1 protein-coding gene is annotated in these 841 nt (G+C 72.1%); it reads right to left on the bottom strand.

From position 1 onward, the window contains the following. Window positions 1-653: phosphatase PAP2 family protein (locus AE652_RS42320; protein WP_053112623.1), on the bottom strand; the 653-nt coding region annotated here is incomplete at its 3' end. Window positions 654-841 lie beyond the last annotated feature (188 nt).

Raw genomic sequence — 841 nt, 5'->3', positions numbered from 1 at the left:
CGCGGACCGGCCCCGCCGCGGGCCGCGCCGCCGCGCTCGGGCGCCCGGATCAGCGGGGCGACCGCCGTCCGGCTCAGCGCGTGGCAGAACGGCACCAGCACCGCCATCGCGATCGGCGCCAGCAGCAGCACCACGGCGACGGCCAGCGCGAAGCCGCCGATCACGTCGGTCGGGTAGTGGACGCCCATGAACATCCGGCAGAAGCCCTGGAGCAGCGCCAGCCCGCCGGCGATCCAGCCCAGCCTGCGGTTCACCAGGAACAGCGCCACCGCGACGCCCATCGTCATGGTTGAGTGGTCGCTGACGAAGGAGTGGGTGCCGGCCTTGCCGTCCACCAGCACCAGCAGCCCCGGATGGTCGACGAAGGGGCGCGGGCGGTTCACGATCGCGGCGATCGGCAGGTTCGCCAGCTCGGCGACCGCCACCGAGAGCGGCACCCAGAGCAGCCCGGCCGTCGCCACCGGCGCGTCCGGACGGCGCCTGGCCTGGAGCCAGGCCACCAGGCCCAGCATCGCCAGGCCGATCAGGATGCCGTACTCGCCGATCCACGAGACCAGGTGGTCAAGCCACTGCGGGGAGCGCTTGGCCAGGCCGTTGACGGCGTAGAGCAGGTCGAGGTCGGGGTTGGTCGTGTCGGCAAGCGGCGTCGACACGCCGCACCTCCTTCTGGTCCACTGCACCTGTACGTTCCCGCCGGGGCCGGCCCGGCGCCGAAAGCTGACGGGGGGCCACCGGACCCAACGTCATCGCCGGGACACAGCGTTCCATGGAAACACGCGGTTATGTAAACGTGACTCAGCGTCCACAGCGCGCACACGGGCAGCGTCAGAAACGGCGGCGT

This window comes from Kitasatospora sp. MY 5-36, assembly GCF_001182915.1.
GTDB lineage: Bacteria > Actinomycetota > Actinomycetes > Streptomycetales > Streptomycetaceae > Kitasatospora.
This window is presented reverse-complemented; position numbering and strand designations above follow the sequence as displayed.